Genomic DNA, 22835 nt, shown 5'->3' with positions numbered 1-22835 from the left:
GGCGTCCGCCTTCCCAGCCTATCATGCAATCAATGCCAACGCACGAACCGGCGAACCGGTGCCTTTGACGAACTTCAGCGGAGCGGCGATCAGCACGGCGCCCTTGGCCGGAAGCTGATCGAGGTTGGAGAGGCTGGCAAGACCATATCGGTTGGCCTTGTGCATGAGGTTGTGTGCCGGGAAGGGCGGGTTCATGCCGCCGGCGGAACCGGCATCGGTGCCGACCGTTTCCGAGCCCCAGCCGATGATGCCCTTGCTCAGCAGATACTCGATCGCCTCGGCCGTCGGGCCGGGAGAGTGCGGGCCGTTTTCATCGGCGTTCAGGAACGTATCGGTGGAGCCGTTGCGCTTGTACCAGTCGGTGCGCAGCAGCACCCAGCTGCCGGCTTCGATGGCGCCGTTCTGGGCTTCCCATTCCTTGATGCTGTCGACCGTCAGCAGATAATCGGGATCTGCGGCGGATTCCTTCGAGCGGTCGATGACATTGACCGGAGCGACGAAATTCTGCGGCGGGATGGTGTCCGTCGTGTTGTTCGGATTGTCCTTGCCGGTGATCCAGTGACAGGGCGCATCGAAATGGGTGCCGGTGTGCTCGCCGAGTTCCAGCCAGTTCCAGGCCCAGAAGGGGCCGTCCTGATTGTATTCGGAGATCGTGTGGACCGCGACCTTGGGCGTGTTCTTGCCGAACTGCGGCGGCAGGTAGAGCACCGGGGTATCCGGGCCGAGCGGCGCGGTGAGGTCGACGACCTTGACGGACCCTGAAAGCAGGGCCGAGGCGAGGCTGGCAAGTGTGGTAGCGGTCATATGTTGGGTTCCCTCTAGTTGTCGCACGACCCCATACGAAAAGCCGCCACGCGGACCTTTCGATCGGGATCAAGCTTGAAGTCGGTATCGCCAGGCGCGGGGTGCCTTTCCTCCTGGCACCGGGTCCGCGCAGCAGCGGCATGAAGCGGAGCCTATGTCACAATATATGATATTGCAAGCATTCCGGCGCGGTTCCGGATGTCAAAATTGATGCTTCGTTCACAGGCTGAGAGATATCCGTAAATCGCTGAAGTCAAACAACAAATCGCGACGAAACTTGAGGATATGCTACTTTAGATTGCGCTTTCGACTCGTATTTCGTGCCAACAGGTACTTGAAGCTTAAAGCTCAAGATGTATGCATGTGACAATAATAATAATCGATGAAAGAGGGGCAGACGATGAGCTATGATGCGATCATAGTCGGGGCCGGTCATAACGGCCTGGCGGCGGCGGTGCATTTGGCCGCCAAGGGCTGGAAGGTTGCTGTAATCGAGGGCAATGCGGAGCCCGGCGGGGCGGTCAAGACCCGCGAGGTGACGCTGCCCGGCTTCCGGCATGATCTTTGCGCCATGAACCTTTCCATGTTCGCCGGCTCGGCTTTCTTTGCCCAATACAAGAACGAGCTTTCGGCCGAGGGGCTGGGCTTCGTTCCGGCTGCTGATTGCTTTGCCAGCGTCTTCCGCGACAACACCTATCTCGGCGTCAGCACCGACCTCGAAAAGACCACGGGCGCCATCGCCGACATATCGCCGCAGGACGCCGCGGCCTGGCGCAATATGCTCTCGCAGTTCGGTGCGGATGCGCCCCACATTTTCGGCCTGCTCGGCTCACCCATGCCCTCCATGGCGGCCGCCAAAGTCGTCTGGAAGGCTTGGCGCGAAAAGGGAACGGGATGGGTCTACGACACGGCGCGCATGCTGTTTGCCTCGCCGCGCGATTTTCTCGATGCGCGTTTCCAGAACATCAAGCTCAAGACGATGATGGCCGCCTGGGGGCTGCATCTCGACTTTGCCCCCGATGTCGCCGGCGGTGCGCTGTTTCCCTATCTCGAATCCATGGCCAATCAGGCCTTCGGCATGGTGATCGGCAAGGGCGGCGCCGATACGATCATCAACGCCATGGCGGCGGTGCTGAAAAGCAAGGGCGGCGAGCTGATGCTGGGTACGCGCGTCGACAAGATCGTCACGGCGGGCGGCAAGGCGACGGGGGTCGTTTTGGCCGATGGGCGCCGCTATGACGCGAAGCGTGCCGTCATCGCCAACGTCCATCCGCAGATTCTGTTCGGCAAGCTTCTGGATCGGGATCCGTCGCGTCAGGAGTTCGACGGCAAGGTTTCGCGCTTCCGCGCCGGACCCGGCACGATGATGATTCATCTGGCGCTCTCGGGCCTTCCGGATTGGACGGCGGGCAAGGCGCTGCAGAACTTTGCCTATGTGCATATCGCGCCGGATCTCGAGATGATGTCGCGTGTCTATGCCGAGGCCATGGGCGGGCTGTTGCCAGCCGAGCCTGCGCTGGTGGTCGGGCAGCCCACGGCCATCGATCCCTCGCGCGCGCCGGCCGGACAGCATGCGCTCTGGATTCAGGTGCGCGTGCTGCCGGCGGAGTTCCGCGGCGATGCCGCGGGTGAAATCACCGGAACGAGCTGGGACGCGATCAAGGATACCTACGCGGAACGTGTTCTGGATATTCTCGAGCGCTATGCCCCGGGCGTGCGTGGCAAGATATTGGGACGCTCCGTCTTTTCGCCCGTTGATCTCGAGCGTGAGAATCCGAACCTCGTCGGCGGCGACAACCTCTCCGGCAGCCATCATCTCGACCAGAATTTCCTGTTCCGTCCCGTTGCTGGCTATTCGCGTTACAGGACGCCCGTGGGTTCGCTGTTCATGTGCGGAGCCTCGACGTGGCCGGGCGCGGGGACGGGGGCCGGCTCCGGTTTCATGTTGGGGAAAATGCTGGCGAAGTGACAGCCGCACGACTTGACGCCCAAACCTTTGACATTTCAAATATTGCTCCCTAGATCGCTTAGATCAGCGATGTGGAACGATAGACCGAGGCGATGCCATGACAGAGTCAGAGAGTGCAACCGTTGACCTGGAGATCATCGTTCAGGGAACGCAGGAAGGCAAAAAGCTGGAGCTGCGGCTCTGGCTGCGCATGCTGTCCACCACGAAGCTGATCTCGCAGGAAATCCGCCGCCGGCTGCGCAACGAATTCGGCGCGACCTTGCCGCAGTTCGACCTGATGGCGCAGCTCTATCGCGAGCGTGAGGGCTTGCGGCTCGGGGAGCTGTCGAAGCGAACCATGGTCACGAACGGCAATGTGACCGGGCTCGTCGAGCGGTTGGAGACGGATGGGCTTGTCCTGCGCGTAACGCCCGACGGCGACCGGCGCGTGACGGTCGCCAAGCTGACGGCAAAGGGCGAGACGCTTTTCAGCGCCATGGCAGCGGCCCATGAAGGCTGGCTGCGCGACATGATGGCGGATGTCGATCCCGCCATCGTCAGCGAGCTCTGGCGGGATATCGGCGCCGTGAAGTCATCCGTCAGCAATCATCTTTCGGGTGCCGACTTCGATTGATGGCGGCGCTTATCTGGCCCGTTCGTTCTTGAACTTCTTCTCGAGCACGCTGACGAGACGCACCATCGGCCACAGCAGGATGACGTAAATCACAGCGGCCATGATCAGCGGCGAGGGGTTTGCGTAGAATCCTTGCGCGTTCTGCCCTTCTTTCAGCAGTTCCGGCAGGGCCACGGTCGAGGCAAGCGAGGTATCCTTGAACATCGACACGCAGTTGCTCGTCGTCGGCGGGATGACAATGCGGACCGCCTGCGGCAGCACGACCTTGTAGAGCGTGATCAGAAACGGAATGCCGAGCGCGGCGGCCGCTTCGAACTGGCCGCGCGGCACGCTTTCGATGCCCGAGCGGAAGACTTCGGCCGAATAGGCGGCAAGCACGATCGAGAAGCCGAGGATGGCCGACCACCAGGCGGAAAAGCTGATGCCGACGAAGGGCAGGGCATAATAGATCAGGATCAATACGACCAGCATCGGCATGGCGCGCATGATGTCGATATAGGCGATCATCAGCAGCTGCAGCGGCTTGGGGGCGTAGAGGCGGATCAGGCTGATGATAAGCCCGCCGGTCACGCCGATCAGGATGCTGACCACGCCGAGCGCGATTGTCATCCAAAGCCCGCGCAGCAGCTGCGGGAAAGCCGAGATCATGACGTCGGAATTGAGAAAGGTATCGACGAAAGACATTGGCACTCCCGTGTGCAAAACGAAGATAAGATTTCTTACATCTACGCCGGTCGTTGCGACCGGCGTAGTCTCATTTCAACGATGATCTTTTGATCACGCCTTGGGGATAGGCAATTCGGTGACGGTGGACGAACCAGCCGGTGCCTTGCCGCCGAACCACTTCTCATGGATCTTTTCCAGCGTGCCGTCTTTCTTCATCGCGGTGATGGCGTCGTTGATCTTGCCGAGAAGCGGCGAGTCCTTGGTCATCATCAGGCCGTACTGCTCGCCGGTCTTGATGCGATCCTTGATGGCGAAGCCCTTGGTCTTGACGAAGAGATACTGCATGCCGGGAATGTCGCTGACGACGGCGTCGATGCGGCCTGCGCCGAGATCGAGGAACATGTCCTGCTGCGAATTGTAGCCCTTGACGTCGGCAAAGCCTTGAGCGGCCTTGTTGTCATTGACCCATTTTTCACCCGTCGAACCCGACAAGACGCCGACAACCGTGCCCTTGAGGTCGGCAAGCGCCTTGATCGAGCTGCTTTCCTTGGTGGCGACGCCCATGTCCGAGTCGTAGTAGGGCTGCGTGAAGGACTGCGACTTCAGGCGCTCCGGCGTAATGGTGATGGACGAAATCGCCACGTCGATGCGCTTGGAGCTCGTTGCCGCGAACAGGGCCTGGAAGCCGTAGTCGGCGATGTTGGTGGTCATGCCGGCGCGCTTGGCGGCTTCGTTGACCACATCGACTTCGAAGCCTTCGAAGCCGCCATTGGCGGTCTTGTATTCGAAGGGCGGGTTGTTCGGGTAGGAACCGACGTTCAGCGCATCGGCGGCATAGGCGAGGTGGCTTCCGCCGGCCAGGCCGACGGCGGTCGCTAGGACCAGCAGACTGCGACGAGTAATATGCATTTTCTTAGTCTCCCTCTGGTTATGGCTGCGGGCTTTTCCTCTCACCCGCGGGTATTCCCGGCCGCCCGGACGGGCGGTCGTATCATGCCATCGCATCGACCATGCGGTCGAGCGCGATACGCATTTGTTCGGTTTCGCGGAACGTGCACATGCGCAGGAATGCGCGGGACGACTCGCCGAAGTGATACCCAGGCGCCAGACCGACGCGGGCCGTTTCCAGGATGCGCTCGCAGAGCGCCGTCGCATCGGCTTCGCCCTGCAGCGCAAAGAAAGCATACATGCCCCCGCGCGGCTTTTCCGGCAGGATCATGCCCGGTATCTTCGGCAGCTTTTCATAGGCAAGGTCGAGGCCGGCCTTGATCCGTCCGCGGATTTCGGCAACCAGCGGCTCGCCTTCGCGCAGGGCGGCTGCCGCTCCGGCCTGAACCATGGCCGAGGTGCCGCTGTTGATATATTGCGTCATGGCGCCGAGCTGGTCGGCGATGGCCGACGGGTGCGTGAGCCAGCCGACGCGCCAGCCGGTCATCGCCCATGCTTTCGAGAAGCTGTTGATGGCGATCACGCGGTCGCCGTCTTCCGCTACCTGCAGGATCGAAGGCGCGATTTCGCCGTCGAAATAGAGGCGGGCGTAGACCTCGTCGGAAATGATCCAGATGCCGGTGCGGCGGCTGAAATCGAGCAGGGCCTGCATCTCCTCGCGCGAGGCCGTCCAGCCCGTCGGATTGGCAGGCGTCGACAGGAAGATTGCGCGGGTGCGGGCATCGCAGCGGGCGAAAAGCTTATCGAGATCGAGCCGCCAGTCGGTGTCGAAATCGAGCGATACGGCGCGCGGCTCGCCGCCGATCAGGTGGATGGCGTTGTGGATGTTGGGCCATTGCGGCGCCACGTAGACGACGTTGGTCCCGACATCGACGAGCAGTTCGAGCGCCATATAGAGAGCCTGCATGCCGCCGGGCGCGACCGTCGTGCGCTCGATGGGGATCGGGCGCTGGTGCCAGTGCGTCTGATACTCCGACAGCGCTTCGTTCAGCGTTGCCAGCCCGCGCATGTTCGGAACGTAGAAGGTGGCGCCGTCGTCGAGCGTCTTCTTCGCCGCCTCGCGGATAAAGTCCGGCGTCACCATGTCGCCTTCGCCGAACCAGAGCGGGATGACGCCGCCGAGTTCGCGGGCGCGCTTGGCAAGGACGGCGATGTTGTCGGTGCGCATGTCGCGGATCTGGGCGCGAATGCCTTCGAGGGCGTCGCGGCCTGACATCGCGTTCGGCAGGTTATGCTGCGGCAGAAGAGACAAGGAATTTCCCCTGGGAATCCGGTGTTGAAGGGTTGGAACGGCGGCGGAAGCTTTCGCTTGGACCACCCTTCAATTTCGAATGGTTATCCAAAAACGGATGCATTTCAAGGACAAAGTTTAAGCTTAAAAAGTCTATTTCGCTGCTCGATTCCATATCATGGGCTTTCGTGGTAACTCTATGATAAAAATCAGCTTTCTTTCTTCTTTCCGACTTGCTTTTCCTGTCTTGCGGCATCGACGCCCGCCGTCAGGCCGGCACCGAGGAACATCGTGTCGCTCGCCAGGATGAAGAAGCTTATGCCGGCCTTCGACCACGCGCCGACATCGTCTGGCGAGGGGCGGAAGATGCCGACCGCGCGACCGGCGGACAAAGCCGTTTCCGTGATGGTCCTGATGGCCGCATCGAGCCTTTCCTTGCCCGCCGGTCCCATGGCATCGATCGAAACCGAGAGGTCGCCGGGGCCGATGAAAATGAGGTCGACACCGTCGACGGCCGCGATCTCGGCGATATTGGCAAGTCCCTCCGCCGTTTCCACCTGGATGGCAAGCAGCAGTTCCGCATTGGCCTTGGCGAGGTAATCCGGAATGCGGTAGCCGTAAGCCGCCGCGCGACCCGGGCCGACGCCGCGCGCGCCGTGCGGCGGATAGCGGGTGGCCTTGACGGCTGCGCGAGCCTGCTCCGCTGTCGAGATCCGCGGCACGAGAACGCCCGCGGCGCCCGCATCCAGAACGGCCGCGATGTCCTCCGCCGCATGGCCGGGCACGCGGACCATGGCAGGAACGCGATGGACATCGGCGGCGCGGATCAGATCCTCGATACGCTCGCGGCTGATCTGCGAATGCTCCCAGTCGATGCAAAGGAAATCGACGCCCGCGGCTGCCGTGACTTCGATGGCGACCGGATGCGGAATGGCCGCAAATGTACCGACGAGCAGCTTGCGCTCGATACAGTTCCGTCGGAAATCGCTCATCGTCATCCTCACATTTCAGCGGTCCTCTCAGCGAGGGATAGACCGAAAAGATACAACTGCGAAGCGGCAATCTGTTCTGAATTCAGGGCAGCTTTCCGTGCCGATCAATGCACCGGCACGGAGGATTTGCGGTGGCGGAGTTGTTCGGGCGCCGCCACCGCTCACAGGCGCGGCTTACTTGCGCCGCGCCATGATCTCGGTGAGAACCGCGTCGAACCGCGCGATCTCTTCGACCTTGTTATAGTGCACCAGCGATACGCGGATGGCACCCGTTTCCATCGAAAGGCCGAGACGCTTCATCAGGCGCGGCGCGAACATGTGACCGTCGCGCAGGCCGATGCGTTCCTTGCCCATCTCGGCGGCAAATTCCTGCGGGGTGATGCCGGGCATGTTGAAGCAGATCGTCGGAACGCGCTGCTCCAGGCGAGCCTCGTCGGAAATGCCGTAGATCACCGCGCCGTGGCGCTTGAGCACCGCGATCATTTCGCGCGAGAGCATCAGCTCGTATTGACGGATCGCGCCCATGGCGGCTGCGAGTGCCTCACGGCGGCTATGCTCGCCGGTCGGCAGGAAACGACGGCCGAGGCTTTCGAGATACTTGACCGCGGCATTCATGCCGGCGACGTTCTCGTAGGTGAAGGTGCCGACTTCGATCTTGTAGGGCGGCACGTCCGGAATGAAGTCTTCCTTGAATGTGGGAAGCTTGACCAATGCGTCGTAGCGGCCCCAGAGGAAGCCCATGTGGGGCGAAAAGTTCTTGTAGCCGGAGCAGACGAGATAGTCGCAGCCCCAGGCCTGTACGTCGATCAGGCCATGCGGGCCGTAGTGGACGCAATCGAGAAAGGTTTCCGCGCCGGCGGCATGCGCCAGTTTGCAGACCGCGGCAACATCGACGATCGTGCCGATCGAATGCGCCGTGACGGTGCAGGCGACGAGGCGGGTCTTGTCGTTGAGCAGCGGCTTCAGATCCTCGGTATGCAGCGTGCCGTCCTCGCGCATGCGCCACCAGACGATCTTGGCGCCGTCGGCTTCCAGCGCCATCCAGGTGGCGATGTTGGCATCGTGATCCATGTCGGTGACGACGATCTCGTTGCGCTCGCCGAGCAGCTTGGCGATGCCGAGGCTCACAAGGCGGATGAAGGAGGTGGCGTTCTGGCCGAAGGAGATTTCTTCCGGGCGGTAGGCGTTGACCAGCATGGCGACGCTTTCACGCGCTTCGTCGAGATTGCGGTCGACGCCCTGGCTGTGCTGGTATTTGGCCATGCGCTGGACGTTGAAATCGATGAGGTGGTTGGCGACTGCATCGACCACCGCCTGGGGAACCTGCGCGCCACCGGCATTGTCGAGAAAGACGAAATCGCCGGCCTTCTGGATGGCCGGGAACAAGGCGCGGACCTCGTCGACCGGGAAGCTGTTGTGGCCGGTGAATTGCGATGCGGAAGGGGCGGAACTCATGGCGATCTCGCTCTGGATGTTGGGATTGAAATCTCTAGTTTGATCATTTGATCACAAAATAGTTTAAGGTTCAACCAAATTTCTCAAGCTCTCGGCGTGAGATTCAAAAATGTCGGGCAAAACTGTGCGGCGGCCTTCCGATAAACGGCGGCTCAATCGCAAGGATCCCAAATCGCGAACAGCGAATCCCGCAGGTCGCGATGCACTTCAGCGGCGGGCCAGGCCTGAGCCCTTGCGCGGTTCGTCCTGCGTGGCCGGGCAATAATCCTGCAGGATTTCATGGGTGCGGCGAATGTCGGCCACGACACCGTCGCGGGCTCCGGCAAAGTCGCCGGCCTTCAGCGCCTTGACAATGGCAACATGCTCGCCGGCAGGATCGAGCTCGCCGCTGCGCATCAGGGGCTCGACCGAGGCGGAGAGCATGCGCATGTAAGGGCCGAAGCGCAGCCACAACGTCTCGATGAGCTGCTGCAGCACTTCGGAACCGGAGGCGCGGTAGATGGTGAAGTGGAATTGCTGGTTCCTGGCCATGAGATCGTAGACGTTGGCGCCGAGGCCGATCACATGCTGTTCGCCGGCGATACGCTCGAGGGTCGCGATGTCGGTGGGGGTGAGGTTCGGCATGCCGAGTTCGGCGGCGAGACCCTCCACCGCAATGCGGGCGCGGCAAAGGTCGTCCAGCCGGGCGAGCGTGACGATCGGAATCCGGGCCGAGCCGTTGGCGGCGACTTCAAGGGCATTTTCGGCCGCCAGACGGCGTAGCGCCTCGCGGACCGGCATGTTGCTGGTGCCGAAGGTTTCGGCGAGCGAGGCGATGGTCAGCGTCTGGCCGGGATCGAAATTGCCGGCCATCAACGCGTTTCTCAGCTGCTGATAGACGCTCTCCTGGATCGTCGTTCTGGTGGACACCGGTTCCAGGGCTATGCGCACGCTCGCTTCCTTTTCGCTTCTCGGGACTCGTTCATGGTAGAACGAAGCGTGGCCGAAAGGAAAGGGGGCCTCTCGGAGCGCATGTCAAGCTTCCTCTGTCTCCCAGTTCGGCTCGTCCGTTTCGGGAGCGGTCTCGCCGTTCCTTGCCCGAGCTTTCCGTAAGCCGAGGCCGACACCGACAAGGGCGAGGGCGCCGCCGATGGAGTGATAGGAATGCAGCTGTTCGCCAAGAAGCGCCCAGGCCGATGCCGCAACGACGATGGGCAGAAGATTGATCAGCAGCGACGTCCGGCTCGCCCCGAGCTTATGAATGCCGATCATCCAGCAGAGCGGCGCGACGAGGGACGTCGGGATCGCGGCATAGAGGATCAGGGGCAGGTTAGCGCTGGTGACCGGCGAGATATCGCCCATCAGGAAGACAGGGATCAGCAGCAGGGTCGAAAAGCCGATCTGCCAGAAGAGTTGCTGCCAGATCGGGATCGGCATCGCCCAGCGCTTCAGCATCACACCATAGAGCGCATTCGAGAGGACGGCGATGATCATCAGGCCGTCGCCGATATGGAAGCCGCCATTCAACAGCCGCATCGGATCGCCCTGCGAGGTCAGATAGACAAGCCCGATCAACGAAATCGCGCCGCCGGCAAGGCTTGCCACAGTAAGCCTTTCGCCCGCGAGAAGGCCCGCGAGCACGGTCGACAGCAGCGGCATCAGGGCGATCATGACGCCCATGTTGACGGCCGATGTGGTCTTGGCCGCCTCATAGGCGAGGCTCTGGTAGATCACCATGCCGAGGGCGCCGAGGGTGGCGAGCTTCAGCCAATGCTGCCGAAGCAGCGCCCGGTTCTGCCATGCCGCGCGGCCGACGAAGGGCAGGAGCACGACGAAGGCAAGGAGCCATCGGTAGAAGGAAATGGAGCCCGGAGAGATCACGCCGGCGGACGCCTTTGTGACGACGGTATTGCCGGACCAGATCAGCACCGTCAGCAACGGCGCAAGACCGGCCGCGCCGACGATGGATGCGGAAGCGTTCGGCTGGGTGCTCATGGGGGTGGTCTCCCGTCGTCTTTTGGCTTGGGGCGAAATGCAGGAGGGCGGACATGGTTCGCCATCCCTCGGCTTTTCTACCTTTTGTCCGAATTCTGGTATATAGCGAGATCAAGACAAGCGATAGTGAAATGAGGACATGTCTGTCAGGTCTCCACGCATCGAAGGCGATCCGCCGAATCCGGTTTCCTTCCGGACCGAGAATTACAGGGCGGGCACGGTTTTTCCCAAAAAGAGCCAGCCCTGGGGCGAGCTCAACTATGCACTCGTCGGCGTCTGCGAGTTCGACATTCAGGGCGTGCCCTATCTGTCGCCGCCGCATTATGCCATCTGGCTGCCGCCGGACACCATGCATGGCGCCCACAACAAGCACGACCTGCGCTATGTGACCGTCTATGTCGAACGCGCCCTCTGCATCGATCTGCCGGACAAGCCCTCCACGCTTAGCATCAGTCCACTCTTGAAGGCGATCCTCGCGGATTTCGCGGCGCGCGATGTGACGATACCCGAAACGGCCGAGGACTTGCGGCTTGCGCAGGTTCTGGTCGACCAGATCCGCGCGGCGCCGCGCTGCGAGAGCTACCTGCCGTTTTCCGACGATCCGCTACTCGGCCCGGTGCTGGCCGCGTTACAGGCCGATCCCGGTGATCGGAACTCCCTGACGGAATGGGCCCGCAGGATGGGAACGACCGAGCGCACGTTGTCGCGCCGGTGCCAGGACGACCTCGGGCTTTCCTTCAACGAGTGGCGACAGCGGCTGAAGCTTGTCGCCGCGCTGTCGCTGATCGAGAGCGGCGAGCCCGTGCACCGGATCGCATCGCGGCTGGGCTACAGCAATGCGTCCGCCTTCATTGCGATGTTTCGCAGGCTGACGGGCACGAGCCCGACGCAGATGCGTTAAAAGTCTAGGGTTCGATCAGAACGATCTCCAGCCTGCGCAATTCTTGCGGATCGGCCATCGCGTCGATGCTCGCGATCACGCCGTCCGCGCTGATCGCGCAATGAAGCGCGATGCGCAGCTGACCGCCGATCACCACGATGGCGCCGACCGCGCCATTGATGACGGCGAGCCGGGCTGCCTGCGCGCGACCGTTGAAAGCCCTGGCGACATCGGCGCGCCCGCGCAGTTCACTGACCGATCCCATGCGGGCGGCAACGGCATCCGGCCGGAACACGGCTTCGGGATCGAGGACGTCCAGCAGTGCCTGCATGTCGCCGAGCCGCGAGGCGGTGAAGAAGGCATGGACGACGTGGCGCTGGCGGGTGAGGTCGGCCTCGGTCGACGACGGCGTGTCCTGCACGCGGCGGCGGGCACGGCTGGCAAGCTGACGGGTCGCGACCGCCGTGCGGCCGACGATCGGGGCGATATCGTCGAAAGACACGTCGAACATGTCATGCAGGACAAAGGCGAGCCGCTCGGCCGGATTGAGCTTTTCCAGCACCACCAGGAGGGCCAGGCCGACGGAATCGGCCAGCAATGCATCTTGTTCCGGGTCGGTGCCGTTTCCGGCCTCGTGGATCACCGCAGGTTCGGGGATGCGAAGGGTCAGCGGCTCCTCGCGGCGGGATCTGCGGGCACGCAGCAGGTCGAGGCAGATGCGGGCCGTGACCGTCGTCAGCCATCCGCTGAGATTTTCAACATCGGACGTATCGCTTCGCATCAGGCGCAGCCATGCTTCCTGCACCGCATCCTCGGCCTCGGTGCGCGAGCCGAGCATGCGATAGGCGACGGCGCGCAGATGCGGCCGGTTCGCCTCGAATTTCTCGGCCTGCCACTTTTTTCCGTCCATCGGTCACATTCCCTCATCCTGTTTCGTCAGACCCTATGACGAACGAAATCCGGCCGGTGTGACAGCGGATCGGCAGGAAAGTGCATCGTCAGGACATGAGCCGCAACAGCGCTCTCACACTCAGAGGAAACGAATATGCAAGCTCGTATGAAGAATCCCGTTCTCGTCCTGCCCGAAACGCTGCAGGCGCTTCTGGCCGTCAGCAACTCTATCAAGGATCGGGGCCTCTCCGAGACCGTCATAGACCTTGTGCATCTGCGTGTCAGCCAGATCAACGGCTGCAGCGTCTGCACCGACATGGGCTTTCGCAAGCTCCAGAAGGCGGGCGAAGCGATGGAGCGCATCGTGGGGGTCTCCGCCTGGCGCGAGATGCCCTATTTCTCCGATGCGGAGCGCGCGGCCCTTGCGCTCGGGGAAGCGGTCACCCGGCTTGCCGATCGGCCGGACGCCGTCACCGACGAGATCTGGCGCGAGGCCGCAAGACACTACGACGAGAAGGCGCTGTCTGCCCTGATCGTCTCGATCGCGATCGACAATGTCTGGAACCGGCTGAACTCAACGGTCCGCCAGCCCGCAGGCGCATCCTGGAACTGACGGTCCGCAAAGAGCGCCACCTTCTTCTCGCATGATGGGCAGAAGGTGGCCCGTATGTCAGGCTTCGCCGACTCGCGAAGTGACCAGCAATTTTGCCAGCCAGTCGACAAAGACGCGCACCTTGTTGCTGAGGTGCCGATTGGGCGGGTAAACGATATGCAAGGGCAGCGAAGGGCGGCCCCAGCCGGAGAGGACCGGCACAAGTTCGCCGCTGGCGAGCGCGTCCCGCGCCATGAAACTGGGCACTTGCGCGATGCCGAGACCGGTCAAGGCCGCCTGGACATAGCTGCGGCTGTCATTCACCGAGAGGATATAGCGCGGGCTGATTTCCAGCGATTCGTTGCCGCGTTCGAACATGAAAGGAACCGTGCGGCCGGTTTGCGCGCGGAAATAGCTGACCGCATAGTGGCTGGTTTCCAGATCCTCGGGGCGTTCCGGCATGCCGTGCTTCTCGATGTAAAGCGGCGCCGCGCAGGTCACGAGATGTATTTCGCCGACGCGGCGGGCGATCAGCGACTGGTCGTTCGGCATGCCGGCCCGCAGGGCGCAATCGACATTCTCGGCCAGATAATCCACGAGACGGTCGCCGACGCCGAGATCGATGTGAATGTCGGGGTAGCGCTGATGGAAATCGCAGAGCGCCGGCATGACGATCTTCTCGGCAAAGGCGCCGGCCATTTCGACGCGCAGGCGGCCGCTCGGCAGGCTCTGCGAATTGCTGATGCTGCCGTCCAGCTCCTCGATTTCGGAGAGGAGCTGAACCGCGCGCTCGTAATAGAGCGCACCATCCGTCGTCACCATGACGCGGCGGGTCGTCCGGTTGAGAAGCTTGGCATGAAGATGCGATTCCAGCGACTGGATGAGCGTCGTCACCGTCGCCTTCGGCATGGAAAGGGCCGCCGCGGCGCGGGTGAAGTTACCCGTTTCCACCACGCGCGCGAATGCCCGCATTGCTGACAACTGATCCATTCTGTGATGCCCTTCGACCACGAAGAAAAGAGGTCGATTGTTTGTTATCCTGAATAGTCTGATCGAATATAGGCTACTTATTCTCGAAGCGGAATAACAATATGTTTTTATCGAGATTGATGCAATGCGGCATGGGGGCGCCAGGGACCGCATTTTCGAGAATATGATCGTAAAGCATGATAAACCGCTTCTGGATTGGATCATATTTACTCGAGCAGACAGGGATTTTGGTCGATGAGTGCGCCGTGGAAAGATGTTGTGCTGGAAAACGTGCCTACGGGGCCGGTGGCAGCTCGGATCTATAACGGCGAAGGTTTGAAGAAGGCGGCGCCTCTCGTGCTCTATCTGCACGGCGGCGCTTTTCTCGACACCGATCACGCGACCAACAGACCGGTGGCGGCGAGCCTCGCGGAGGCCGGCGCCATCGTGGTTGCAGCGGATTATACGAGCTGCAATCAGAATGCTTTTCCGAAGGTGCTCGAATGCGCCTACGGAATTCTTGCCTACCTCAGCAACAAGCGGAACATGCTTGCGCTGGGTGGGGCGAAAAAATCGCTGTTGTTTGTCGCCGGAGAGGAATCGGGTGGCAATGTCGCAGCGGGTGTCGCTTTAAAGGCGCGCGATCAGATACCCGGTTCGTTAGACGGACAGGTTTTGATTTCGCCTCTGCTCGATCCCTTCATGGGATCGAAATCTTTCCTCCAGGCGGAGGAAAGCGGCATGCGCGAGCGCTGGACGGAGGGTTGGAACCGTTACCTGGGTTTCCTGGGCGGTGTCTGTCACCCTTATGCCGCGCCTCGATACTGTTCGCGGCTTTCGGGCCTCGCGCCGGCATTGGTGCTCACGGCCGAGGACGACCCGCTCCGCGACGAGAGCATGGAATACGGCAGTCGGCTGAAAGCGGCCGGCGTCCGTGTTCGCCAGCAAGTCCTTCCCGCCGGGACAGGCTGGCCCACACTCTACGGCGGGCAGTCGAAGGACAGGGCCTCGTGGCAGCAGGATATCTGCTGCTGTTTCAAGGGCTTTGTCGAAGACGTGCAGGCTTGATCGACCAGGGTATTCCGTCCGCAAGGGATAAGCGCGGATGGGATGAAACGTCGAAGGCACGAGACCGGAGCAATAGTCACGCGGACGCGCGACGCTTCGGCCCCCCGATTTATTGAGACGATAGGAATTTTCGGCCCCGTATCCCAAGACGGAGCCAAAGGAGAGACCAACATGAAGTCCAACGGTAAGAGCTGGGCCCTGTGGGGCGCCGGCATGGGTGTTGCTGCGACTGTTGCAGGCGCGGCCTTCTATCTGGAGCTGCCGCGCGGCGCTCAGGCAACCGAGGCGGCCAGCCAGGCGGCCCCGCCTGCCATTCCCGTCACCGTTGCTGCCGTCGAACCGCGCGACGTTACGGCGTGGCAGGAGTTTTCCGGCCGGCTCGAGGCCATCGACCGTGTCGAGATCCGGCCGCGCGTCGCTGGCGCCATCCAGTCCGTGCATTTCCGCGAAGGTGCCCTGATCAAGCAGGGCGACCTGCTGGTGACGATCGATCCCGCACCCTATGAGGCGGCCGTCGCCCAGGCTCAGGCCGAGGTCGGAGCAGCAAAGGCCAAGCTCGATCTCGCCAAGGTCGAGGTCGATCGCGGCCAGAAGCTCTCCGACAGCAAAACGATCTCGCAGAGCGACATGGACACGCGCGCCAGCAACTATGCCGAGGCGGTTGCCAATCTGAAGGCCGCCGATGCGGCTCTGCAGACGGCGCAGCTTAACCTCGACTACACGCAGGTCCGCGCCCCGATCGCCGGTCGCGTCGGCAAGATCGCCGTCACCGTCGGCAATCTCGTGGCCGCCGGGTCTTCCTCTCCGGCGCTGACGACGCTCGTTTCGGTCGATCCGATCTATGCGAGCTTCAGCGCCAACGAGCAGACCGTGACCCAGGCCCTGGCCGAACTGCCGGCAACCGGCGGCGCTGTTCCGCCGGTCGAGCAGATTCCGGTCCAGATCGGCACGGCAAGCGATGACGGCACGCCGATCAAGGGCAAGCTGCAGCTGATCGACAACGAAGTCGACGCGGCGAGCGGCACCGTCAGCGTTCGCGCCGTCTTCGACAATCCCGGCGGTCGCCTCATTCCCGGTCAGTTCGTGCGGGTTCGCATGGGCCAGCCGAAAGCCGAGAGCAAGCTCGTCATCAGCGACCGCGCAATCGGCACCGACCAGGACAAGAAGTTCGTTTTCGTGGTTGATGGCGACAACAAGGTCAATTACCGGCAGGTCCAACTCGGTTCGCTGGTCGACGATCAGCGGGTGATCGAGGACGGCCTGAAGGTCGGCGAAAAGGTCGTTGTCAACGGGCTGCAGCGCATCCGTCCCGGTGCAGTCGTCGCCCCGCAGCTGGCAGAGAAGGTCGCGACCGCTCAGTAAGACTTCGCCTTCTGCCCATGGGCAGAAGGCCGACATTCCAATTCACATGATCCGCCGGCGGCTCTGAACTCGCCGGCCAGGGATTTTGCATCCGTTTTTACCCCGGAGAGGGCTTTGCTATGAACATCTCCAGATTCTTTGTCGACCGCCCGGTCTTTGCCGGTGTTCTTTCGGTCCTCATCGTGGTCGCCGGCCTGATCGGCCTCAGGGCGCTGCCGATCTCCGAATATCCGGAGGTTGTGCCGCCGTCGATTGTCGTGCGCGCCACTTATCCCGGCGCCAATCCGACCGTTATTGCCGAAACGGTGGCGACGCCGCTCGAAGAGCAGATCAACGGCGTCGAGGGCATGCTCTACATGTCCAGCCAGGCGACGTCCGACGGCGTTCTCAACGTGACGGTCACTTTCAAGCTCGGCACCGATCCGGACAAGGCGCAGCAGCTCGTGCAGAACCGCGTTTCGCAGGCTGAGCCGCGCTTGCCCGCGGAAGTCCGTGCCCTCGGCATCACGACCGTCAAAAGCTCGCCCGACTTCATCATGGTCGTCAACCTCGTCTCGGACGGGGCCGACCACGACATCACCTATCTGCGAAACTATGCAACCCTGAACGTCAAGGATCGGCTTGCTCGCATCGAAGGCGTCGGGCAGGTGCAGGTCTTCGGCGCCGGCGACTATTCCATGCGCGTTTGGATCGATCCGCAGAAGGCGGCCGAGCATAATCTTGCCGCCAGCGACATCAGCAATGCGATCAGCTCGCAGAACGTCCAGGCTGCGGCCGGCATCATCGGTGCTTCGCCCAGCCGGCCGGGCGTGGATATGCAGCTCAACGTCAACGCCCAGGGCCGCCTGCGCACGCCCGAGGAATTCGGCAACATCATCGTCAAGACAGGGGCCAACAGCGAGATCACCCGCCTTCGCGACGTCGCTCGCGTCGAGTTGGGTGCGGAAGATTATACGCTGCGTTCGCTGCTCGACGGCAAGCCGGCCGTTGCAGTCGCGGTTCTCCAGGCACCCGGTTCGAACGCGATCGAGATCGCCAACAATGTGCGCTCCACCATGAACGAGCTGCAGCTGGCCATGCCGGCGGGCGTCAAGTACGAGATCGTCTACGACACGACAAAATTCGTCCGCGCCTCGATCGAGAAGGTGATCGACACGCTGCTCGAAGCCATCGCGCTGGTCGTCCTCGTCGTCATCCTGTTCCTGCAGACATGGCGCGCGTCCATCATCCCGCTGATCGCCGTTCCGGTGTCGATCATCGGCACATTCGCCGTGATGTATGTCTTCGGCTTTTCGATCAACGCGCTCAGCCTGTTCGGCCTGGTGCTGGCGATCGGTATCGTCGTGGACGACGCGATCGTGGTGGTCGAGAACGTCGAACGCAATATCGAGAACGGGCTCAGTCCGCGAGACGCCACCTACAAGGCTATGAAGGAAGTCTCCGGTCCGATCATCGCGATCGCGCTGGTTCTCGTCGCGGTCTTCGTGCCGCTTGCCTTCATCTCCGGCCTGTCCGGCCAGTTCTACCGCCAGTTCGCCCTGACGATCGCGATCTCGACCGTCATCTCGGCCTTCAACTCGCTCACCCTGTCTCCGGCGCTCGCATCCCTGCTCCTGAAGGGCCATCATGCGCCGAAGGATCGGTTGACGCGGGTCATGGACGCGATCTTCGGCTGGTTCTTCCGCGGCTTCAATCGGGCCTTCGGAGCCGGTTCGAAATACTACGGCAAGGGCGTCGGCGGCCTGCTGTCGCGCAAGAGCATCGTCATGGTGATCTATCTTGCGCTAGTGGGAGCGACCTATAGCCTGTTCACAACGGTTCCGGGCGGTTTCGTGCCGTCGCAGGACAAGCAGTATCTGATCGGCTTCGCACAGTTGCCGGATGCAGCAAGCCTCGACCGTACGGAAGACGTGATTAAGCGCATGACGGACATCGCGCTGAAGCAGCCAGGCGTCGCCAATGCGATCGCCTTCCCGGGCCTGTCGATTAACGGCTTCACCAATTCCTCGAATGCCGGTATCGTTTTCGTCACGCTGAAGGACTTCGACGAGCGTAAGACGCCCGACCTTTCGGGCGGGGCGATCGCCATGGCGCTGAACCAGAAGTTCGGGGTCATCCAGGATGCCTTCATCGCCATGTTCCCGCCACCGCCGGTCAACGGTCTTGGCACGACAGGCGGCTTCAAGCTGCAGATCGAGGATCGAGCCGGCCTCGGCAACCAGGCGCTCGACCAGGCGGCCAAGGCCGTGATCGCCAAGGCCTACCAGACACCGGAACTCGCCGGGATCTTCTCGAGCTTCCAGATAAATGTGCCGCAGCTCTTTGCCGATCTCGACCGCGCCAAGGCCGAGCAGCTCGGGGTCTCCGTCACCGACGTCTTCCAGACGCTGCAGATCTATCTCGGTTCGCTCTATGTGAACGACTTCAACGCCTTCGGCCGCACCTACAGCGTCCGCGTGCAGGCCGATGCCAAGTTCCGCGCTCAGCCGGAAGATATCGGCCAGTTGAAGGTTCGTTCGGCATCGGGCCAGATGATCCCGCTTTCGGCTTTGCTGAAGGTCGATGCCACCACCGGTCCGGAGCGTACGAACCGCTATAACGGCTTCCTTGCAGCCGACATCAATGGCGGACCGGCGCCCGGCTTCTCGTCGGGCCAGGCACAAGTGGCGATCGAGAAGATTCTGCATGAGACGTTGCCGGCCGGTATAGACTTCGAATGGACGGACTTGACCTACCAGCAGATTCTGGCCGGCAATTCCAGCGTCGTCGTCTTCCCGCTGGCGCTGCTGCTGGTCTTCCTGGTGCTTGCCGCCCAATACGAGAGCCTGACCTTGCCGCTCGCCATCGTCATGATCGTGCCGATGGGCGTATTGGCGGCGCTGACCGGCGTCTGGCTCACGGGTGGGGACAACAACATCTTCACCCAGATCGGCCTGGTGGTGCTCGTCGGCTTGTCGGCGAAGAACGCCATCCTGATCGTGGAATTCGCCCGCGAGCTGGAATTCGAAGGCCGCACCCCCGTTAAGGCGGCAATCGAGGCCAGCCGCCTGCGTCTTCGCCCGATCCTGATGACCTCCATGGCCTTCATCATGGGCGTCGTGCCGCTCGTCACCTCGACGGGCGCCGGTGCCGAGATGCGCGCCGCCATGGGTGTCGCCGTCTTCTCCGGCATGATCGGCGTCACCTTCTTCGGCATCTTCATGACGCCGGTCTTCTATGTGCTGATCCGCAGCCTGACGGGCAACCGTCCGCTGAAGCAGCATCATCACAACGACAACGATCATTCGGTGGAGGTACTCCCGATCGCCGCCGAATAGAGGCCGTGCCGAGCGGTACTCCAGTGCTCGACATGCCATGGGCGGGACCGAAAGGTCCCGCCTTTCGCTTTTTGAGCGGCACTTTTATTCTACTGGCCGACTTCATCTTTCGGAGAATTTGCCGCATGGCCGCTGATTTCCTTTGCATGCTGGCACCATAGGTTTATCAAACTCTTGGATGAGTTGACTGACGTACGTCGAGCGTGGGGAGCCGCCAGTGGGCCAGGAGGGCTTTGAGGGCGATAGCGGGCAGAAGGTCGCTGTAGGATGCGCCGGCATGATCGGCCGCGATGCCGACTTGAGCCCTGTGCATTCCAATTCGAAGGATAGTCTATGAGCGGCAGGAAGATCGCTTTTCTCGGGACGGGGTTGATGGGCGCGCCGATGGTCCGGCGGCTGCTGGCCGTCGGCTTTGCCGTGACCGTCTGGAATCGCGACCGGAGCAAGGCCGAACCTCTGGCTGCCGATGGCGCGACCGTCGCGGATACGGCGGTGGAGGCGGCGCGGGGAGCATCGATACTTTTCACCATGCTCACCAACGGCGGTGCCGTCAGCGAAGTTCTGTTCGGCAGCGGCGTTGCCGAGGTGCTGGAGGCCGGCGCTACCGTGATCGACACCAGCTCGATATCGCCAGCCGTTGCCCGTGAGCATGCGGCGAAACTTGCCGAGCGCGGCCTTCATCATATCGATGCTCCCGTATCGGGCGGCGTGGTCGGGGCTTCAGCCGGAACGCTTGCGATCATGGCCGGTGGCGAAGCCGACGTCATAGACGGTGTCCGCGATGCCATGGCGCCGCTCGGCCGTGTCACACGCGTCGGCCCGAGCGGCACCGGACAGCTGGCAAAGCTCGGCAATCAGCAGATCGTCGCGGTGACCATCGGCGCTGTTGCCGAAGCCATGCTGCTGGTCGAAGCCGGCGGCGGATCGCGGGAGGCTTTTCGTGCCGCCATTCGCGGCGGCTTTGCGGAAAGCCGGATCCTGGAGCTGCATGGCCAGCGGATGATCGAGCGCAATTTCGAGCCGGGCGGAACCGCCCGCAACCAGTTGAAGGATCTGGATACCGTTATTGCCGCCGCTGAGAGCCTGTCTCTTCGACTGCCTCTGACGGAAGCGGTCAGGGCGGAGTTTGCCGAGTTCGTCGAGAATGGCGGCGGCGAGCAGGATCACAGCGGCCTGCTGCAATATCTGGAAGACAAGAATGCCCGAGGAAAGGCTTGAGGAAGAGATGAGCGATAAGGGTGCATCCAAGCGTCGTCTGCGTTCGCAGGACTGGTTCGACAATCCGGATCATATCGATATGACCGCGCTCTATCTCGAGCGCTTCATGAACTATGGCATCACGCCGGAAGAATTGCGGTCGGGCAAGCCGATCATCGGCATTGCGCAGAGCGGCAGCGACCTGACGCCCTGCAACCGCCATCACCTCGATCTCGCCAAGCGCGTGCGCGACGGCATTCGCGATGCCGGCGGCATTCCGATCGAGTTCCCGACCCATCCGATCTTCGAGAACTGCAAGCGCCCGACGGCAGCGCTCGACCGCAATCTTGCCTATCTCGGCCTGGTGGAGGTGCTTTACGGCTATCCGATCGACGGCGTGGTGCTGACGACCGGCTGCGACAAGACCACGCCATCGGCGCTGATGGCGGCTTCCACCGTCAATATCCCGGCAATCGTTCTGTCCGGCGGCCCGATGCTCGATGGCTGGCATGACGGCGAGCTTGCCGGCTCCGGCATGGCGATCTGGCGCTCGCGCCGCAAGCTGGCGGCCGGCGAGATCGACGAGGAGGGCTTTCTGGAGGCTGCACTCGCGTCCGCTCCCTCGGTGGGGCACTGCAACACCATGGGAACGGCATCGACCATGAACGCGATGGCCGAGGCGCTTGGCATGTCGCTGACCGGCTGTGCCGCCATCCCCGGCGCTTATCGCGAGCGTGGCCAGATGGCCTATCGCACCGGCAGGCGGTCGGTCGAGCTGGTATTGGAAGATATCAAGCCTTCCGACGTGCTGACGCGTGAGGCCTTCCTCAATGCCATCCGCGTCAATTCCGCCATCGGCGGCTCGACCAATGCGCAGCCGCATCTGGCTGCCATGGCCAAGCACGCCGGCGTCGAGCTTTACCCCGACGACTGGCAGGTGCATGGCTTCGACATTCCGCTGCTGGCCAATGTGCAGCCAGCGGGCGCCTATCTCGGCGAGCGCTTCCATCGCGCCGGCGGCGTTCCGGCGATCATGTGGGAACTGCTGCAGGCGGGCAAGCTGGAGGGCAACTGTCCGACGGTGACGGGCAGGACGATGGCGGAGAACCTGAAGGGTCGCGAGGCAACCGATCGCGAGGTCATCCGTCCCTTCGCCGAGCCACTGAAGGAGCGCGCCGGCTTCCTCGTGCTCAAGGGCAATCTCTTCGATTTCGCGATCATGAAGATGAGCGTCGTGTCGGAGGATTTCCGCAGCCGCTATCTGCAGGAGGCCGGCCACGAAGGGGTCTTCGAGGGCAGGGCTGTCGTCTTCGACGGCTCCGAGGATTACCACAAGCGCATCAACGATCCGGATCTCGGTATCGACGAGAGGACCATTCTGGTCATCCGCGGCGCCGGGCCGATCGGCTGGCCGGGGTCAGCGGAGGTTGTCAACATGCAGCCGCCGGATGCGCTTCTGAAGCGCGGCATCCGCAGCCTGCCGACCATCGGCGATGGCCGTCAGTCGGGCACGGCAGACAGTCCCTCGATCCTGAACGCCTCGCCGGAAAGTGCTGCCGGCGGAGGGCTTGCCTGGCTCAGGACCGGCGACATCATCCGCATCGATTTCAACCACGGCCGTTGCGACATGCTGGTGGACGAAGCGGAGATCGAGCGACGCAAGGGTGACGGCATACCGCCGGTCCCGCCGGATGCGACCCCGTGGCAGCGCATCTACCGCCGTTCGGTCACGCAGCTTTCCGATGGTGCCGTGCTCGATGGTGCCGCCGATTTCCGCAATATTGCCGCCGTTCCGCCCCGGCATAATCATTAGCCGGGGTCTCGGCACGCCAATGCGCCGCCATTAAAGTTCGTGAAAGGGAGTAGTGCATATATATTTAGCGGCAGTTATGCGGTCTCTTCAAATT

19 protein-coding genes are annotated in these 22835 nt (G+C 62.4%); 9 read left to right on the top strand and 10 right to left on the bottom strand.

Going from position 1 to position 22835, the window contains the following annotated elements; genetic code table 11:
- Positions 1–21: 21 nt before the first annotated feature.
- Positions 22–804: a cyclase family protein gene (locus GR212_RS10875; protein ID WP_163986499.1), complete on the bottom strand. Its 783-nt coding sequence runs from the start codon at positions 802–804 to the stop codon at positions 22–24.
- A 400-nt stretch (positions 805–1204) separates the two neighbouring features.
- Between GR212_RS10875 and GR212_RS10870 the strand changes: the two genes are divergently transcribed.
- Together GR212_RS10870 and GR212_RS10865 are read left to right on the top strand one after the other, a co-directional pair.
- Positions 1205–2773: a phytoene desaturase family protein gene (locus GR212_RS10870; protein WP_163986498.1), complete on the top strand. Its 1569-nt coding sequence runs from the start codon at positions 1205–1207 to the stop codon at positions 2771–2773.
- A 97-nt stretch (positions 2774–2870) separates the two neighbouring features.
- A complete protein-coding gene (locus tag GR212_RS10865) occupies positions 2871–3386 on the top strand; it encodes a MarR family winged helix-turn-helix transcriptional regulator (protein WP_163986497.1) in 516 nt (171 codons plus the stop codon).
- Positions 3387–3395: 9 nt separating this feature from the next.
- Here GR212_RS10865 and GR212_RS10860 read toward each other — a convergent pair whose 3' ends face one another.
- From GR212_RS10860 to GR212_RS10830, 7 genes are all read right to left on the bottom strand, one after another.
- Positions 3396–4070, bottom strand: coding sequence for an amino acid ABC transporter permease (locus GR212_RS10860; protein ID WP_163986496.1), 675 nt, complete (start codon positions 4068–4070; stop codon positions 3396–3398).
- A 93-nt stretch (positions 4071–4163) separates the two neighbouring features.
- Entirely contained in the window at positions 4164–4961 is a 798-nt protein-coding gene (locus tag GR212_RS10855) for an ABC transporter substrate-binding protein (protein WP_163986495.1), read from the bottom strand.
- Between the two features lie 82 nt (positions 4962–5043).
- Positions 5044–6252: a pyridoxal phosphate-dependent aminotransferase gene (locus tag GR212_RS10850; protein ID WP_163986494.1), complete on the bottom strand. Its 1209-nt coding sequence runs from the start codon at positions 6250–6252 to the stop codon at positions 5044–5046.
- Between the two features lie 188 nt (positions 6253–6440).
- On the bottom strand, positions 6441–7223 hold the full coding sequence (locus tag GR212_RS10845; RefSeq protein WP_163986493.1) for an HpcH/HpaI aldolase family protein: 783 nt from the start codon (positions 7221–7223) through the stop codon (positions 6441–6443).
- 174 nt (positions 7224–7397) lie between these two features.
- A complete protein-coding gene (locus GR212_RS10840) occupies positions 7398–8678 on the bottom strand; it encodes a cysteine desulfurase-like protein (protein ID WP_163986492.1) in 1281 nt (426 codons plus the stop codon).
- A gap of 207 nt (positions 8679–8885) precedes the next feature.
- Entirely contained in the window at positions 8886–9608 is a 723-nt protein-coding gene (locus GR212_RS10835; protein ID WP_163986491.1) for an FCD domain-containing protein, read from the bottom strand.
- 84 nt (positions 9609–9692) lie between these two features.
- A complete protein-coding gene (locus GR212_RS10830) occupies positions 9693–10652 on the bottom strand; it encodes a DMT family transporter (RefSeq protein ID WP_163986490.1) in 960 nt (319 codons plus the stop codon).
- Positions 10653–10791: 139 nt separating this feature from the next.
- Here GR212_RS10830 and GR212_RS10825 point away from each other — a divergent pair, with 139 nt between their 5' ends.
- Positions 10792–11553, top strand: a complete 762-nt coding sequence (locus tag GR212_RS10825; RefSeq protein ID WP_163986489.1) for an AraC family transcriptional regulator — start codon at positions 10792–10794, stop codon at positions 11551–11553.
- 4 nt (positions 11554–11557) lie between these two features.
- Here the strand turns inward: GR212_RS10825 and GR212_RS10820 are convergent, their stop codons facing one another.
- On the bottom strand, positions 11558–12442 hold the full coding sequence (locus GR212_RS10820) for a sigma-70 family RNA polymerase sigma factor (RefSeq protein WP_163986488.1): 885 nt from the start codon (positions 12440–12442) through the stop codon (positions 11558–11560).
- A 135-nt stretch (positions 12443–12577) separates the two neighbouring features.
- Between GR212_RS10820 and GR212_RS10815 the strand changes: the two genes are divergently transcribed.
- Complete coding sequence (locus GR212_RS10815; protein ID WP_163986487.1) at positions 12578–13036, top strand: carboxymuconolactone decarboxylase family protein; 459 nt, start codon at positions 12578–12580, stop codon at positions 13034–13036.
- Positions 13037–13093: 57 nt separating this feature from the next.
- Here the strand turns inward: GR212_RS10815 and GR212_RS10810 are convergent, their stop codons facing one another.
- Positions 13094–14005, bottom strand: a complete 912-nt coding sequence (locus GR212_RS10810) for a LysR family transcriptional regulator (protein WP_163986486.1) — start codon at positions 14003–14005, stop codon at positions 13094–13096.
- Between the two features lie 234 nt (positions 14006–14239).
- On the opposite strand from GR212_RS10810, the gene GR212_RS10805 reads away from it, so the two are divergent.
- The 5 genes from GR212_RS10805 (at position 14240) to GR212_RS10785 (ending at position 22741) form a co-directional block, all read left to right on the top strand.
- Positions 14240–15052, top strand: coding sequence for an alpha/beta hydrolase fold domain-containing protein (locus tag GR212_RS10805; protein WP_163986485.1), 813 nt, complete (start codon positions 14240–14242; stop codon positions 15050–15052).
- Positions 15053–15223: 171 nt separating this feature from the next.
- Entirely contained in the window at positions 15224–16414 is a 1191-nt protein-coding gene (locus tag GR212_RS10800; protein WP_163986484.1) for an efflux RND transporter periplasmic adaptor subunit, read from the top strand.
- A 119-nt stretch (positions 16415–16533) separates the two neighbouring features.
- Positions 16534–19731 carry an efflux RND transporter permease subunit gene (locus tag GR212_RS10795; protein WP_163986483.1) on the top strand — a complete coding sequence of 1066 codons (3198 nt, stop codon included), beginning with the start codon at positions 16534–16536 and terminating at the stop codon, positions 19729–19731.
- Positions 19732–20064: 333 nt separating this feature from the next.
- Positions 20065–20949, top strand: a complete 885-nt coding sequence (locus tag GR212_RS10790; protein WP_163986482.1) for an NAD(P)-dependent oxidoreductase — start codon at positions 20065–20067, stop codon at positions 20947–20949.
- A gap of 7 nt (positions 20950–20956) precedes the next feature.
- The gene (locus GR212_RS10785) at positions 20957–22741 is read left to right on the top strand and encodes an IlvD/Edd family dehydratase (RefSeq protein WP_163986934.1); all 1785 of its coding nucleotides are present in this window, start codon (positions 20957–20959) and stop codon (positions 22739–22741) included.
- The last annotated feature ends 94 nt before the right edge of the window (positions 22742–22835 follow it).

Source organism: Martinezella lusitana, from assembly GCF_010668395.1.
Taxonomy (GTDB): Bacteria; Pseudomonadota; Alphaproteobacteria; order Rhizobiales; family Rhizobiaceae; genus Rhizobium; species Rhizobium lusitanum_A.
Note: the sequence above shows the minus strand (reverse complement) of the source record. Positions and strands in the feature narration are given on the sequence as shown.